The organism is Brevibacillus sp. NRS-1366 (assembly GCF_050467985.1).
On sequence record NZ_JBITPN010000019.1, the window covers coordinates 205,742 to 220,296 of the forward strand.

Below are 14,555 nucleotides of genomic sequence, written 5' to 3' on the forward strand. Positions count from 1 at the left end.
CCTGCCATTTTTCTAAAACCGTTTTATCGATTCGGGCGTCTAATCTTATAGGAGGGGAAAAAGTGAACCTGGAACAACTTGTCCTACGAGCCAAACGCGGAGATGACGAAGCTTTTTTTCAAGCCATCTGTCTACAAAAAGAAAAACTGTATAAAGTCGCTTTCGCCTTCCTGCGCAATGAAAATGATGCCCTGGAAGCGATACAGGAAGCTACTTGCCGCTCCTATCTCAAGCTTTCTCGGCTGGAGCAGACTGCCTTTTTTGGTACGTGGCTGACCCGAATTCTCATCCACGTCTGTATTGATGAGCAAAAGCGACAGAAACGGCTCCTTTTAGACCCGCAGAAATTGGCACAGGAGCAAAAGCGGGAGGCTGACCTCCATGACCGAACCGTCGAGCGGGTGTATATAGAAGAAGCCCTGTCCCGATTGACCCCGACATATCGTCAGGTCATTATCCTGAAATATTTTGAAGATCGAACCATTCGGGAAATTGCTGTCGGATTAGGTCAACCAGAAGGAACGATTAAAACATGGCTACATAAGGCTTTGGGTGCCCTACGCAAAGATCTCGGGAAGGGATGGTGAAGAGCATGCAGGAAGACAATCAAACGGTGGATCAGCAAGTGGCTTTGCCTCTAATCGATCCATACATTCGAAATGGAATTCATCAGGCGAAGCAGCTTCAACAAAAGCGCCGTCGAATGCGCTGGGTCCGCCTAGGAAGTGGACTTGCAGCTTGTTCATTTTTGTTAGCCTTGTTCTTTTCCATCAAGCTCTCGCCTGCTGTAGCAGCTTACGTGAGTCACATTCCGGGAATGGAAAAGCTGGTCGAATTGATCAGTGATGACAGAGGCTTGCAACGGGCCGCTGAAAATGACATGGTGCAAAATATCGGAGCAAGTGCCTCCCACAACGGAGTCAGCTTTACGATTGATCAAGTCTTGATGGATCAAAAGCGTATGCTTGTTTTTTATACGATGAAAGCAAAGGAGAAACATAAGCTGTCAGTAAGTAACGTCGAGCTATTCGATTCTTCAGGTAAAAACTGGGAGTATGGAATTTCATGGTCGAGCGGTGATCTCCATGAAACAAATGTCATTCGCGATCGACTCGATATTTATGTCGGTGAAATGAATGAAGTCCCGGAAGTATTGATCGCAAAAATCACCCCAGCGATTGATAGCGTTGCACTAGATACTCCATTGTCTGTTACCTTTCCCATCGACAAGACCAAATATATTTCTTTGGATGAAAAGGTCTACCCTGTCATGAAACAAGTGGAGGTAGATGGACAGCGCTTTACTATCGAACAGATCGCCGTCTTTCCTACGCAAACGGAAGTGAGCATCCGTTTTGATCCTGACAATACCAAGCACGTCTTTGACTTTGATCAGCTCCGGCTCGTCGATGAAAAAGGGCAAACCTTTGCTTTTTGGGGGAATGGGGTCCCTTATCGCGATAACGGGCCAAATGGCGTTGTTTACCATTTGGAAAGTATGTATTTTGTTCAGCCCGAGAAGCTGTATCTCAAAGCAAGCGGCATTCGAGCGATTGACAAAGACAAGCTGCAGGTCGTCATTGATGCCAAACAGCAAACGCTGGAAAAAGCGCCTGACTCCCAGCTCCAGCTAACGGCTCTGCGGCAAAATGAAGATGTCGTCGGGATGGATTTCACTCTCGCTGTGCAAGAGCAAGACCTCCACCGCCATTATTCCCTCCTCAGCGAATTAACAGATGACGTCGGGAATGAATACGAGCATGTTCAAAGCACATCTTCAGTCGGCAATAAAAAGACGACCCATTCCTATGGATACTTGTTCAAGCGCAAGACGAATAAAGGGGCACCAAGCAGCTATCAATTTACGCTAAATAATTATCCAGTCCGGCTGCTTGGCGATTTCTCTGTTCAGGTTAAATAAACGACGAAATGCCCTACAGATGCTCGCGCTCCTGTCAGGGCATTTATTAATCAACTGTCATTATAGACGTACAATCAATCCACAACCGCCCAGTGATTCGTCGGTCCGTGGCCGCCACCCAGTTGGGGAGCTGTCTTGATCGCCTCAAAGATGAAGCGGTTTGCCTTTTCTACCGCTTGGACTAGTTGCGTATTTTTCGCCAATTCGGCAGTCAGTGCAGCAGAAAAGGTGCAGCCTGTCCCATGCGTATGACGCGTTTGGACACGCTCGTGAGAAAGCTCATAAAAGTCAGTACCATCGAACAAAATATCGACGACGGTATCGCCCTCCAGATGACCGCCCTTCATGAGGACATTGCGGGCACCCAACGCATGAATGGCACGTGCACCCTCGCGCATCTCTTCTGGTGTTCGGATCAGCTTCCCCGTCAAGCACTCGGCCTCCGGCAAATTGGGCGTGACGACTTCCGCTAGCGGCAGCAAATGTGTTTTCAAAGCGGCAATCGCCTCATCGAGCAAGAGCTTTGCTCCCCCTTTGGCAATCATCACCGGATCGACGACCAGTTTTTTCAGTCCGAATGCATGGATTTCCTCCGAAACCGCTTTGATGATCGCTGCATCAAACAGCATCCCCGTCTTGGCGGCGTCTGCACCAAGATCTCGCAGCACCTCGCGCATTTGTTGGGCTACGGCCTCGGTAGGCAAAGGATAAACACCTGCCACGCCCAACGTATTTTGTGCGGTAATCGCGGTAATCGCGCTCATCCCGTAAACGCCAAGCTGGTGAAACGTCTTCAGGTCTGCCTGAATCCCCGCTCCTCCTCCACTATCCGAACCTGCTATAGTCAACGCTTTCGCAATTGTACTCATGTGAATCTCCCTCCTACCTTCCACCTTTTCTCATACGAGTATATCATCCGATTGTCCCATTCGGTATACTTAGGAGTGATTGCCACATGTAAAGAAGGGATTGTCCTATGTCTTATCGCATTTTTTACTGGTTGACCGTGCTCATACCTACCATTATCATCGGTGGCTTTGAATTCGTTCGCCATGACTTCCTGTTGCCGTATATGTCTATGGAGACGGGGAATGTGTACATCACACTTTTAACTCTTTTGCTTTCTTATTTGTTTGCCACGTGGATGTTCCGCACGATTAAACGGATGAATGCCCGGATCGTCGAAGAGCAGGCACGCCGCGCTGTTTATGAAGAGCGCGAACGGCTGGCGAGAGAGCTGCATGACGGGATTGCCCAATCGTTGTTTTTCCTCAATGTCAAGCTGAAACAGGGACATCTGGACGACGCCCGCGTAGCGGTTTCTGCCATCGACAACCATGTGCGTCAGGCGATATTTAATCTGCGCTCCCTCCCCGAGGAAGGAAGCTTTGATCAACGTTTGGAAAAATGGCTGACCCAATGGAGTGCCTTGTCCGGAGTCGACGTATCGCACGAGGTGCGGATCAAGGAAAACTTTTTTACAGCCGCAGAAGAAGTCCAGCTATTTGGGATCATTCAAGAAGCGTTTGCCAATATCCGCAAACACGCCCGGGCGCGCCACTCCTGGATTCGCCTGACGACGGAAGATCCACGAAATTGGGTGCTTTTGGTAGAAGACGATGGAGTAGGCATCCCCAATACGTCTGCGGATTCCAAAAAATATGGTTTATCTATGATGCATGAAAGAGCCCGTCAGCTGCAGGCTGTTTTAGATATTCGAAAACGTGAGGAAGGTGGCACCACAATCAGCCTGACTTCACACTCTGGAGGTTATTCGCGATGAACGGTTACCGTGTCCTAATTGCAGACGATCACCCTATGGCCCGGATGGCGATTCGGAGTCTCCTCGACGCAGATCCTTCTTTTGAAGTGATCGGTGAAGCGGAAAATGGCGAGGAAGCTTTTGAGCTGTGCGGAAAACTACAGCCTGATCTCGTCTTAATGGATATCAATATGCCCAAGTGGAGCGGACTGGAAGCCACACGCGAAGTGAAAAAGGCTTTCCCGCAAATAAAAGTTGTGATCCTCAGTATTTCGGATGATGTTGCCGACCTGATTACCGCCATTCAATTCGGTGCGCAAGGCTACCTCTTAAAAAATTTGGAACCAGATGATTGGGTCAATTATCTTCATGCACTGCTGGGAGAGGACAGCGAGCTATCCCGTGAGATGGCGACGAGACTCCTCTACCGTTTTCGCCAAGAAGAACACGTGGATGAGACCGTACCCGATATCCTTACTCCGCGCGAACGGGAAATTGTCATCTACGTGGGCGCTGGAAAAACGAATAGAGAAATTAGTGAAGCCCTGATCATCGCCGAAAATACGGTCAAGAATCATCTGAAAAATATTTTGGAAAAATTGCAATTGGCCAATCGGGTACAGCTGGCAGCTTATGCGGTTCGCCACCATCTTGTCATGAAAAAATAGTCCCCGCTCGCATTCTTGACCAAAAAAGGTTGCTTTCAGCTTCATCAACTGTCATTCTTAAAAAGGAATTAACTCCATAGACAAAAGAACGCAGGTGATTCTCTATGATCGAAGTCAAGACTTCCAAGCTTAGCAACGGGGATTTAAATAGAGGCGTATTCGCAACATGTAATATCGCAAAAGGTGATCTCATTCATCAAGCTCCTGTCCTTCCTTATTTGAATGAAGAACATGAGCACATCGAGAAAACATTGCTTGGAGATTACGCGTTTGAATACGGTGCTAACCACACGGCCATTCTCCTCGGATACGGCATGCTTTTTAATCATTCCTATACACCGAATGCCACCTATGATATTAACTTTGATAACCACACGTTTGATTTTTACGCGTATACGGACATCGTGGCAGGAGAAGAAATCCTGATCAACTACAATGGTGATGTCGATTGTGATGACCCCCTCTGGTTTTATGAAGAAGAAAGTAAGTAACAAAAACAAATACCGTTTTTACACAAGCAGGCAGGTGACACATTCACCTGCCTTTTGCATATGCTGCTCTCACAGCCTCAACCAACATCAACTGACAAGTTGCCCAAAGGAACTAATTTTGTCCTTGGAAAATACTGTTGCGCGATGTCATTTTTTTGTGATAATGTTGCCTCAAGGAAACATTTATGCGCAAATAAAAAATATTTGAGGAGAGACAAACTATGAAATCTACATATCGCTCTTTTTGGAATATACGCTTTTTGACGGCAGTACTTACCACTTCATTGATCGTAGCAGGTTGTGCTAGCGGCAATAGCTCAACCCCTGCGGCCCCAGATGGAAAGTGGAAGGTCACAACGACTACAGGCATGGTCGCTGACATTGTGAATGAGGTGGGCGGTGAGCATGTAGAGGTCATTCAATTAATGGGAGCGGGCGTAGACCCTCATTTATACAAAGCTTCCGAGGGCGATATTAAACGGATTGACAACGCAGATATCATTTTTTACTCCGGACAACATTTGGAAGGAAAGATGATTGATATTTTTGAAAAAATGGGCAAAACAAAACCGGTCAAACCCGTCACTGCCAAGCTGACCAAAGACAATCTGCTCTCTGACCCAGCCTCCCCGGATAATCCTGACCCCCACGTATGGTTCGATGTTTCTTTGTGGATGAAGTCTGTTGAGCAGGTAAGAGATGATTTGATCGTCTTCGATTCGGCAAACAAAGACACGTATACGGCGAATGCAGAAAAGTATTTAGCTGAGTTAAAAAAACTCGACGATTACGCGAGAATACAACTAGACACCATTCCAAAGGAACAGCGTGTACTCGTTACTGCCCATGACGCCTTCCAATACTTCGGTCACGCTTACGATGTGGAAGTGCTCGGCCTGCAAGGTATCAGCACAGCTTCCGAATACGGCTTAAAGGATGTCCAAAGCTTGGTAGACACTCTCGTTGCGCGTCAAATCAAAGCCGTCTTTGTAGAATCATCTGTACCTAAGCGCTCGATAGAAGCTGTGGTGCAGGGAGCAGCCGCGAAAAATCATGTGGTCTCAATTGGCGGCGAGCTATTCTCCGATGCAATGGGTGCTCCAGGTACACCAGAAGGTACGTATATCGGAATGGTAAAGCACAATGTAGACACAATCGTGAACGCCTTGAAATAGAAAGTTACCTAGAAGAAAGGATGAGTAGACATGTCTTATGCAACAACTATCGCCCCGCTTCGTGTGCGGGACTTGACCGTCGCTTATCAAAAGAAACCCGTTCTAAGAAGTGTTCATGTGGAGGTTCCCGAGGGAAAACTCATTGGGATCATCGGACCAAATGGGGCCGGCAAATCCACCTTTATCAAAGCTGTTCAGGGCTTGATTCCGATCGCCTCCGGTGAGACGCAAATCTACGGCAAACCTTATAAACAGCAAAGAAAGCTGGTCGGCTACGTTCCACAGCGTGAATCCGTAGATTGGGATTTTCCTACCGACGCTTTAGATGTCGTACTGATGGGACGATACGGCCGTCTGGGTTGGTTCCGCCGTCCGAGCAAGGCTGATCGTGAGTTTGCGATGGAATGTCTCAAAAAAGTCGGAATGGCTGACTACGCGACCCGCCAGATCAGCCAGCTCTCCGGTGGTCAGCAGCAGCGTGTCTTTCTTGCACGAGCACTGGCACAGGAAGCACAGCTTTACTTTATGGATGAACCATTTGCTGGTGTAGATGCTGCTACTGAAAAAGCGATCATACTTCTGCTGAATGAATTGAAGCAGCAGAAAAAAACAGTACTGGTCGTGCACCATGATTTGCAAACCGTAGAAGAGTATTTCGACTGGGTGATTTTACTGAACCGCCGTGTCATAGCCGCTGGACCTACGCAGGAGGCATTCACCTCAGACAATTTGCAAAAAACATACGGAGGTCGTCTCCATGTCCTCGGTAATCAAGTGCTGCTCACTAGCTCATCTGCAAAGGAGGAGATCGTGCCATGAATATTTGGTTAGCCCTGCAAGATCCGAATACTCAGTGGGTTTTGATGGGTTGTGTATTACTTGGCATTAGCAGTGGAATATTGGGCTCTTTTGCGTTTTTGCGCGGACGCTCTCTCGTCGGTGACGCCTTGGCACACGCTGCTCTGCCAGGTGTCTGCCTCGTCTATCTGCTGACGGGATCTAAATCGATCGGACTCTTTCTCATTGGAGCTGGCATTGCGGGACTTTTGGCTACCTATTGCATCACTGCGATTTCTCGTCATACACGAATAAAAGAAGATACATCACTGGCCCTTACCTTATCCGTCTTTTTTGGGATTGGGATCGTTCTCCTAACCTTTATTCAGCACAGTGCGAGCGGTAATCAGAGCGGTCTGGACAAATTTTTATTCGGGCAAGCGGCTTCTCTTGTTTCCAGTGATGTCATTACGATCATGATTGTAGCTGCTGTACTAATCATTGCCACTGCATTGTTGTTCAAGGAGTTCACCCTCCTCTCATTTGACCCTGGATTTGGCAGAGGTTTAGGCTTTCCTATGGGCGTCCTCGATGGACTCTTGATGGTCATGCTGCTCATGTCTGTCGTCATTGGGCTTCAGGCTGTGGGCGTGGTGCTCGTAGCAGCCATGCTGATTGCTCCGGCTGTTACCGCACGCTACTGGACAAATAAACTTAGCAGGATGGTCGTGCTCTCGGGTATCTTTGGTGCTTTTAGCGGCGTATTAGGTACCTTGATCAGCACGCAACAGGAAAACCTGCCTACTGGTCCGACCATCGTCCTCTCAGCGACCGCTTTTTTCTTGATTTCGTTGCTCTTCTCTCCCCACCGTGGCGTTCTTGCTCGCCTTGTACGCTATTTACGCATGCGCAACAAAGTTTTACAAGAAGACGTTATGCAAGCACTGTACGAACGGCTGGAAGAACAGATCAAGAGTCGGCCAACTAGCGTCTATCACGGTTTTAACGCTACCAATTTGGCACAAAAATGCGGAAAAAGAACCACAATCGTACACAAAGCTCTAAGGGATCTGGAAAAGAAGCGATTGGTATCAGGGCGATCTCAAACACAAGTGGATGCGTTTTGGACGTTTACACCTGATGGTTTGCAAACTGCACACCGCCTCGTACTCAATCAACGATTGTGGGATGTATACCATATGAATCAGAATCAATATCACGACCTGGAGATTGATTTGAATCAGGAGGAGCTCGCGCCACAGCTATCCAGTGAAGCACTGTCACTAATGCTCTCTCAATTGAAAGCATACGACTTGACACCCGAGCTTCCGACACATGGCGGAGTCTCTCGCATGTTGCACCCCTCGAACCAAGGAGGTTTGTCCCTGTGAATACATTTTTGATCATCCTGACGGGTGCATTGGTCGCAGCTTCGTGCGGTTTTCTCGGTTGTTTCTTGATCTTGCGCCGAATGGCCATGTTGGGAGACGCTATCAGTCACGCTATCCTTCCTGGGATCGTCATCGCCTTTTTGTTTAGTGGAAGTCGAGAAATTTTGCCCATGCTGATCGGCGCTGCCCTGATCGGGCTCATTACCGTTTTTATCGTCCAACTCCTGCACCAAAGCGGTGTGAAGTCAGATGCGGCTATCGGTGTTACTTTTACTACCTTGTTTTCTGTAGGGGTAGTGCTCGTCTCCCTCTACACAAATCAAGTGGATCTCGATCTGGATTGTGTCCTGTATGGAGAGATTGCTTATGTTCCATGGGATACATGGCAATGGGGCGGCATTGACATGGGGCCTCGTGCTTTGTGGGGCGTGGGCAGTGTCTTTCTATTCAGCCTCTTGATCATTGGCTTGTTTTTTAAACAATTCAAATTGTGCAGCTTTGATCCCGCACTGGCAGCTGCCATCGGAATCCCAGTTGTTCTCTTTCACTACCTTTTGATGACGCTCGTTTCACTCACCACGGTTGCCGCTTTTGAAAGTGTGGGGGCTATTCTGGTTGTAGCCATGCTCGTCGTCCCCAGTGCCACAGCTTATCTGTTGACAGATCGATTGCATCTGATGCTACTCATCAGTATGGCGGTGGGTGTTCTTTCAGCAGTATTCGGCTACGTCCTCGCCTCGCTCCTGGACAGTTCGATTGCTGGCGCCATGACCACCGTAGCTGGCCTGCTCTTCCTGCTCGCGTTTTTCTTTTCTCCTCGTCACGGCATGATTGTCAAAGCAATAGCCCGTCGAAAAGTAAGTATAGGCGAGCTGTAAAATAAACAATGAATACATCGATGATCAAAAAAGGACCCAGACAGGTCCTTTTTTCATTTAGATGAACACATACACGATTTAAGGTAACTTTTCCAAAAAGGAAAGCTCAAGGCCCGGCGCCACTGCTTTTTGCTCAACCACTCGAAAGCCATGGCGTTGATACAGCTTGATCGCAGGTTCGTTCAATGCTCCCGTGGACACAATCATTTTCTGCCAGTCCGGTTGTGTCTTTTCCACATGCTGAAGTAATTTGCTGGCAATTCCTTTGCGAAAGTGATCAGGGTGCACCATCATCCGGTGAATATCCAATGTCGTACCCTCAAGCTTAAAAGAAATCGCTCCTGCCAGCTCTCTGCCCTCCGTGTAGCCTACAAACGTCTCTTGGCAATTCATCAGATCATCGACTGATTCACGCAGCGGAGGGAGATCGTCCCAGCCGATTAGTTGGGCTTCCACTCGATAGGAGGCTTGTTGCAAGATCCATATTTGTTGTACCGTATCTTGATTCGTAATAGCAAGCGATTGAATCATTTTTACTTCTCCCTTCCTTGTTTCCTTAGCTATTGGAGGCTGCATCGTAACTATAATAGACATACGGGTCTTTCGGTGCTTTAACTGGCTCTACGTGGTTTGCTTTCAGTACCAGCATTTCGTAGCCGTCAACTTTTCTTATTTCGATCTTCCCGCGAACCTTCACCCAGCTATCTTTTGCCCACTTGCTGCTGTCCGGCTTTTCCACCAAAATGCCAAACACACTGGCATCCGCGGTGCAGCAGGAAACTGAAAATCTCGCTACGACAAATTGCTGGGCAGTAAAATCAGGTTGACGATATACAAACCCGAGGGTCTCCAATTCTTTGCCTGCGAATTCCTTGGCGTACAGCTCTATCGTAGTCAAACCGTCGAGAAACACTTTATCATCGAGCGAGATGACCGGTTGTTTATACAAGGATACCGCCATATCCGTATAAAAATCGCCAAATCCATTCGTATCAAAACGTTTTCGAATCTGTGCTTCGTCTAAAGTCTCAGGTGGATTGGCTCCCTTTTCATTTTGACTCTCATTCTCCTCTTGCCCTGTTGAATCCTCTTTTTCGCCTTCTGTTGCGGACCTCGTATCTCCTTGCTTCTTAGTCTTCTGTTCTACGGTAACATCCCCTTCTTGAGCCGACTGCTCTGTCGACTCTGTAGCGACCGCAACCTCCGCCAGCTTTCGAACATCACTGCTCAAAAGCGTAATTCCCCGCTTTTCCGCGACCGCGCTCCCCAAAATTTTATCAGGCATCAAAAACCCCATGGCTAGCGGTAAAATAAACAATCCATACACGACAATGGACGTCCAAGGAGATCGCGGTACCTTATGTACATCGTCACACTCACAATCATAGGCACTCGCACCCACAAGTGCTTGTCGAATACTAACGATCGTTAACAAAGCTAAGATGCCCAATGTTACATAGCTAAACATGTGCAACCTGGGAGCTAGATAATGGCTTAGCTTTTCGGTCACAACCAAATAGGCTAATAGCAAAGTAAATCCTGTCAAAATGACACTTCGTATCAGATAGTGACGCTTCAAATGAACGTGATCCATGTTTTCCCCCCTTATTAGACCGGCATGAGCATCGTAACTGCGAGCACGAGAATCGTAACGGCAACGACGAGCTTGATGACGAAACCAAAGCGGAACGTACTGAGCAGCATCAATGTTGTTTTAAAATCCAGCATGGGGCCAAAGACGAGAAAAGCAAGTAATGAGCTGCTATGGAACGTATTGGAGAAGGAAGCTGCGATAAAGGCATCTGCCTCTGAGCACAGCGAAAACAAATAAGCCATCCCCATCATTACAAGATTAGACGTAAGTGGCGTCTGGCCAATATCTACAAGTAGCTCTCTACTGACGAAAACCTGCAGCAACGCACTTACAAAAGCCCCGAACAACAAATATTTCCCCATATCAAAAAATTCGTCAACGGCGTGCGAGAATGTCGCTGACAGCTTTCCGCGCATCGCCTCCGTATGGGCTGCCTCATGTCTGATTTGCGCTTCCATCCCCAAGCGCAGCGGATTCTTCTTCACAAATAAATAAACGAGCAAACCGACGATTACGGCAACGAGAAAACCAGCCACCCCGCGATACAGGGCAATATCGGGCTGACGTGAAAATGCGATATAGGTCGAAGACAGCACGACAGGATTCACGATAGGCCCTGCCAATAAAAAGACAATCCCGACAGGAAGCGGCATCCCTTTTTGGATCAATCGCCGAACTACGGGGATGATCGCACATTCACAGACGGGGAACAGGAATCCGAGCAATCCCGCAAATGGCAATGCGATCACCATCCTTTTAGGAGTCCAGCGCCGCACCTGTTCCTCCGTGATAAATGTCTGAATGAAGGCTGAAAAAAATACGCCCAACAATACAAAGGGGATGGCTTCTAAAACAATACTGAGAAAAAATGTTTTTACATCTAACCAATGAGGGGACCATTCTATTTTCCAGCCCGAGAATACGGTGGCATTTCCGTTGACCGTCAAAACGACAACAGCAAGTCCAAGAATGAGCGCCCCGAGAATCTCTACGAAAAAATGCCGGATTTTCGCGAGCAAACAAACTTCCTCCTTTTCAATACGTAAATCGTTATCATTCCTAATTATATACGAAATAGCAAAAATCCTGCTTATAAATCCTAATTTTGTGACTAATCGCCTATCTCCGCGGGCTTTTTTTTCCAGTTCAACCATTTTATAATAGAGAAACACACCACACTTCCTGCCACTTCTCTCCATTCCACTGGGAAATGAGGCGAGTCCCCAAACTAGCCGCTCACACATGATTTGACGTAACCCGGTGTCCAGAGCCACATCACTCTGAACGATAGGAGGCGTCACGCATGAACCATCCTGATTTTCGCCATCTGCAAACGAGCATGGAAGACGTAACGAGAGCTGCCTTGGACGACAATACAGGCCCTCAAGATCCCACCGAATTTCACTCCCTGTACGATCGTTTACATGACGCAGCCGAATCTCTTCCCCCGCTTTACCGTGAACATGTATACCATCCGTTTATGCAAGCATTGGACAAGCTCTCTGAATCCGGGTTTACCAACATGCTCCGACGTGACCCGCAGAAAGAGCGGGAGGCAGGGCTTTTTTGCGATATTGCCCAAGCCATCTTGCAAAACAAAGAAGGGTACGAAAAAGAAGCGACAGATGCTTTTCAGGAAGTGGTTAGTGATTTGTATGACGGCTTTTTAAGCGAGGAAGACAGAAAAGGAATCAAGCCTCCCGATCAGAGCTTGATCGCTCCCCTCGTAAAATGGGGACGGCCACACTATGGTCCTTACACGTGGACTGTAGAGGCAGCTGCTCATTTTGGCCTCAACACCGGGATTGTTAATCTGCCACCGGCGAATGCCCGCCATGGACTGTTGGCGTGGGCCGCACTCGGTCACGAAACAGCAGGACACGATATTCTGCACGCTGACACCGGACTTTTGGGTGAATTGCAGCAAACTGTTTATGATGCTCTATGGAATGCGCTGGACAATCGATTCCTGGCCGATTATTGGTCCCTGCGCCTTGATGAGACTGCCTCCGATGTCCTCGGGATATTAAATACGGGACCTGCGGCAGGCATCGGATTAATCGGATATTTCCGAGGACTAAATCAAGCGTACACCGGTAAACCAGTTCTTCGTAATACTGGCTCACAGAATGATCCCCACCCTGCCGATATTTTACGAGGCTATTTGGCCGCCGAAACCGTCCGTTTGCTACAATTTGACAACGCTACCGATTGGGCAGACGCCCTGCAAGAAGAAACAGACAAGGACCTGGGCTCCATTCAGTTAGGCAGATTAAAAGTAGATGCTGAGGTAGTCAAGCAGTCCGCAGGTATTGTAGCGCGTGCGATCACTCAGACTCGGCTCATGAGCCTAGAAGGACACGCCCTCGGGGATATCCAAAACTGGAACAATCATGATGAGAGAATTACCGCGGAAATACGAGCTCATCTAGTCAGTACGGCTACTGTTCAAGATTGCATTGTATCTGGCATGTATGCAGCCCATGTGGTTGCAGCAGCCGTTACCAGTGCGATTGCAGGTGATGTGCCTGTCGAAACCGCATTTTCAGGTATGACTGGTCTGTTGAAAAACATGCACGATGCCAATCCTTCCTGGGGCCCCCTCTATGTGCGCCATCGTGGAGATTTGACGCCCCACCGAATTTACACGCGCTCTGCAAGCTGACCATGCTTTTTTCACTAAAGCCTAATGACAATCATGATTTTCATATGCTTTTGATACAGGAAAATAGGCCAAAGAAGACCGCTTCAGGCAAATAGCGGTCTTTTTTTCAAATAACATTCAAACGATTACTTGAATATTAAAATGTTTATGGTATTATTTAGTTGTAAACCGACGGAAAGAAGGCGTTTTAGATGAACGACTACGACGTAATCGTCATTGGAGCAGGTCAAGCTGGCCTCGCTATCGGTTATTTTTTAAAGAAGGATCAACGCCGTTTTCTCCTTTTGGAACAAAACAGACAGATTGGCGACAGTTGGCGTGAGCGATATGATTCACTCGTTTTGTTTACTCCCCGCCGCTATTGCGATTTGCCGGGCCTCCCCTTCCCTGGAGACCGAGATGGATTGCCCACTAAGGATGAAGCAGCAAACTATTTAGAAATGTACGCCCAGCATTACCAATTGCCAGTCCAATTAGAAACAGTTGTTGTTCGGGTAAAGAAAACGGATACCGGCTTTGCCGTTACTACGAAAGACGAGGTTTTTCACACCAGAAATATCGTCGTGGCTACAGGTCCTTTCCATACTCCTTACCTGCCTCCGATTGCGTCTAATCTGGCAGAAGGTATCTTACAGGTGCATACGGCCCACTACAAAAACGAGCAGCAATTAAAAGAAGGGCCCGTACTGGTAATAGGGAGTGGCAACTCAGGTGCACAGATTGCCGTAGAGCTTGCCTCCAACAGGCCAGTTGTTTTTTCGATGGGGCAAACCCGTTCATTTCTGCCAATCTCCATTTTTGGAAAAACTATTTTTGATTACTTGCGGGCATTTGGGGTGCTAACCGCTCCGGTCACATCGTGGTTAGGAGCACGCCTGAGCAAAATGCCAGACCCTATCTTTGGATACCAGGCCGAATTACGCCATCTGGAAAAGGCCGGACAAATTCGGATGGTACCTAAAACACTTCAGATCTCTGGAAACAAGGCAACATTTGAAAATGGCAGTGAGGCGGAAATTGCCAATATCATCTGGGCAACAGGATTTCGGGCAAGGTATGAATGGCTGAACATCCCGCAAGCATTAAATGAAGAAGGACTGCCAGTTCACCAGCGGGGAGTGTCACCGGTGCCGGGACTTTTTTTCCTCGGTCTTCCCTGGCAGCACAGCCGCCGCTCTGCTCTCATGGCAGGAGTCGGTTACGATGCAGCTTACTTGGCAACAAAACTATAGA

General features: G+C 47.9%; 15 protein-coding genes. 11 read left to right on the top strand and 4 right to left on the bottom strand.

The annotated features are described in order from the left end of the window. The first annotated feature begins 62 nt into the window (after positions 1-62). Positions 63-587, top strand: a complete 525-nt coding sequence (locus ACIFQN_RS13375) for a sigma-70 family RNA polymerase sigma factor (protein ID WP_429833524.1) — start codon at positions 63-65, stop codon at positions 585-587. A 5-nt stretch (positions 588-592) separates the two neighbouring features. Then, positions 593-1,921, top strand: a complete 1,329-nt coding sequence (locus tag ACIFQN_RS13380; RefSeq protein ID WP_429833525.1) for a DUF4179 domain-containing protein — start codon at positions 593-595, stop codon at positions 1,919-1,921. A 74-nt stretch (positions 1,922-1,995) separates the two neighbouring features. On the opposite strand, the gene thiD is transcribed toward ACIFQN_RS13380, so the two are convergent. Then, positions 1,996-2,790 (bottom strand): bifunctional hydroxymethylpyrimidine kinase/phosphomethylpyrimidine kinase, encoded by a 795-nt coding sequence (thiD, locus tag ACIFQN_RS13385; RefSeq protein WP_429833526.1) that lies wholly within the window; start codon positions 2,788-2,790, stop codon positions 1,996-1,998. Between the two features lie 107 nt (positions 2,791-2,897). Here thiD and ACIFQN_RS13390 point away from each other — a divergent pair, with 107 nt between their 5' ends. From ACIFQN_RS13390 to ACIFQN_RS13420, 7 genes are all read left to right on the top strand, one after another. Further along, entirely contained in the window at positions 2,898-3,704 is an 807-nt protein-coding gene (locus ACIFQN_RS13390) for a sensor histidine kinase (protein WP_429833527.1), read from the top strand. Beyond that, on the top strand, positions 3,701-4,351 hold the full coding sequence (locus tag ACIFQN_RS13395; RefSeq protein ID WP_429833528.1) for a response regulator: 651 nt from the start codon (positions 3,701-3,703) through the stop codon (positions 4,349-4,351). The genes ACIFQN_RS13390 and ACIFQN_RS13395 overlap by 4 nt, the downstream gene beginning before the upstream one ends. A 104-nt stretch (positions 4,352-4,455) precedes the next feature. Next, the gene (locus ACIFQN_RS13400) at positions 4,456-4,842 is read left to right on the top strand and encodes an SET domain-containing protein (protein ID WP_429833529.1); all 387 of its coding nucleotides are present in this window, start codon (positions 4,456-4,458) and stop codon (positions 4,840-4,842) included. A 221-nt stretch (positions 4,843-5,063) separates the two neighbouring features. Then, positions 5,064-6,017, top strand: coding sequence for a metal ABC transporter solute-binding protein, Zn/Mn family (locus tag ACIFQN_RS13405; RefSeq protein ID WP_429833530.1), 954 nt, complete (start codon positions 5,064-5,066; stop codon positions 6,015-6,017). Positions 6,018-6,047: 30 nt separating this feature from the next. Next, positions 6,048-6,836 carry a metal ABC transporter ATP-binding protein gene (locus tag ACIFQN_RS13410; RefSeq protein ID WP_429833531.1) on the top strand — a complete coding sequence of 263 codons (789 nt, stop codon included), beginning with the start codon at positions 6,048-6,050 and terminating at the stop codon, positions 6,834-6,836. Then, on the top strand, positions 6,833-8,185 hold the full coding sequence (locus ACIFQN_RS13415; protein WP_429833532.1) for a metal ABC transporter permease: 1,353 nt from the start codon (positions 6,833-6,835) through the stop codon (positions 8,183-8,185). Before ACIFQN_RS13410 ends, ACIFQN_RS13415 begins: the two co-directional genes overlap by 4 nt. After that, the gene (locus ACIFQN_RS13420; RefSeq protein ID WP_429833533.1) at positions 8,182-9,063 is read left to right on the top strand and encodes a metal ABC transporter permease; all 882 of its coding nucleotides are present in this window, start codon (positions 8,182-8,184) and stop codon (positions 9,061-9,063) included. The genes ACIFQN_RS13415 and ACIFQN_RS13420 overlap by 4 nt, the downstream gene beginning before the upstream one ends. 78 nt (positions 9,064-9,141) lie before the next feature. Here the strand turns inward: ACIFQN_RS13420 and ACIFQN_RS13425 are convergent, their stop codons facing one another. From ACIFQN_RS13425 to ACIFQN_RS13435, 3 genes are read right to left on the bottom strand one after another with little or no spacing between them, the layout of a single operon-like run. Beyond that, complete coding sequence (locus ACIFQN_RS13425; RefSeq protein ID WP_429833534.1) at positions 9,142-9,594, bottom strand: GNAT family N-acetyltransferase; 453 nt, start codon at positions 9,592-9,594, stop codon at positions 9,142-9,144. 25 nt (positions 9,595-9,619) lie between these two features. Further along, positions 9,620-10,657 carry a TIGR03943 family putative permease subunit gene (locus ACIFQN_RS13430; RefSeq protein WP_429833535.1) on the bottom strand — a complete coding sequence of 346 codons (1,038 nt, stop codon included), beginning with the start codon at positions 10,655-10,657 and terminating at the stop codon, positions 9,620-9,622. Between the two features lie 14 nt (positions 10,658-10,671). After that, positions 10,672-11,676, bottom strand: a complete 1,005-nt coding sequence (locus ACIFQN_RS13435) for a permease (RefSeq protein WP_429833536.1) — start codon at positions 11,674-11,676, stop codon at positions 10,672-10,674. Between the two features lie 284 nt (positions 11,677-11,960). Here ACIFQN_RS13435 and ACIFQN_RS13440 point away from each other — a divergent pair, with 284 nt between their 5' ends. Next, the gene (locus ACIFQN_RS13440; protein WP_429833537.1) at positions 11,961-13,322 is read left to right on the top strand and encodes a hypothetical protein; all 1,362 of its coding nucleotides are present in this window, start codon (positions 11,961-11,963) and stop codon (positions 13,320-13,322) included. Between the two features lie 191 nt (positions 13,323-13,513). Beyond that, positions 13,514-14,554, top strand: coding sequence for a flavin-containing monooxygenase (locus tag ACIFQN_RS13445; protein WP_429833538.1), 1,041 nt, complete (start codon positions 13,514-13,516; stop codon positions 14,552-14,554). The last annotated feature ends 1 nt before the right edge of the window (position 14,555 follow it).

Bases quoted from the DNA above. Each gene is read 5' to 3' on its own strand.
- ACIFQN_RS13380 (WP_429833525.1), top strand. From the start codon at position 593: ATGCAGGAAGACAATCAAACGGTGGATCAGCAAGTGGCTTTGCCTCTA.
- thiD (WP_429833526.1), bottom strand. From the start codon at position 2,790: ATGAGTACAATTGCGAAAGCGTTGACTATAGCAGGTTCGGATAGTGGA.
- ACIFQN_RS13390 (WP_429833527.1), top strand. From the start codon at position 2,898: ATGTCTTATCGCATTTTTTACTGGTTGACCGTGCTCATACCTACCATT.
- ACIFQN_RS13395 (WP_429833528.1), top strand. From the start codon at position 3,701: ATGAACGGTTACCGTGTCCTAATTGCAGACGATCACCCTATGGCCCGG.
- ACIFQN_RS13400 (WP_429833529.1), top strand. From the start codon at position 4,456: ATGATCGAAGTCAAGACTTCCAAGCTTAGCAACGGGGATTTAAATAGA.
- ACIFQN_RS13405 (WP_429833530.1), top strand. From the start codon at position 5,064: ATGAAATCTACATATCGCTCTTTTTGGAATATACGCTTTTTGACGGCA.
- ACIFQN_RS13410 (WP_429833531.1), top strand. From the start codon at position 6,048: ATGTCTTATGCAACAACTATCGCCCCGCTTCGTGTGCGGGACTTGACC.
- ACIFQN_RS13415 (WP_429833532.1), top strand. From the start codon at position 6,833: ATGAATATTTGGTTAGCCCTGCAAGATCCGAATACTCAGTGGGTTTTG.
- ACIFQN_RS13425 (WP_429833534.1), bottom strand. From the start codon at position 9,594: ATGATTCAATCGCTTGCTATTACGAATCAAGATACGGTACAACAAATA.
- ACIFQN_RS13430 (WP_429833535.1), bottom strand. From the start codon at position 10,657: ATGGATCACGTTCATTTGAAGCGTCACTATCTGATACGAAGTGTCATT.
- ACIFQN_RS13440 (WP_429833537.1), top strand. From the start codon at position 11,961: ATGAACCATCCTGATTTTCGCCATCTGCAAACGAGCATGGAAGACGTA.
- ACIFQN_RS13445 (WP_429833538.1), top strand. From the start codon at position 13,514: ATGAACGACTACGACGTAATCGTCATTGGAGCAGGTCAAGCTGGCCTC.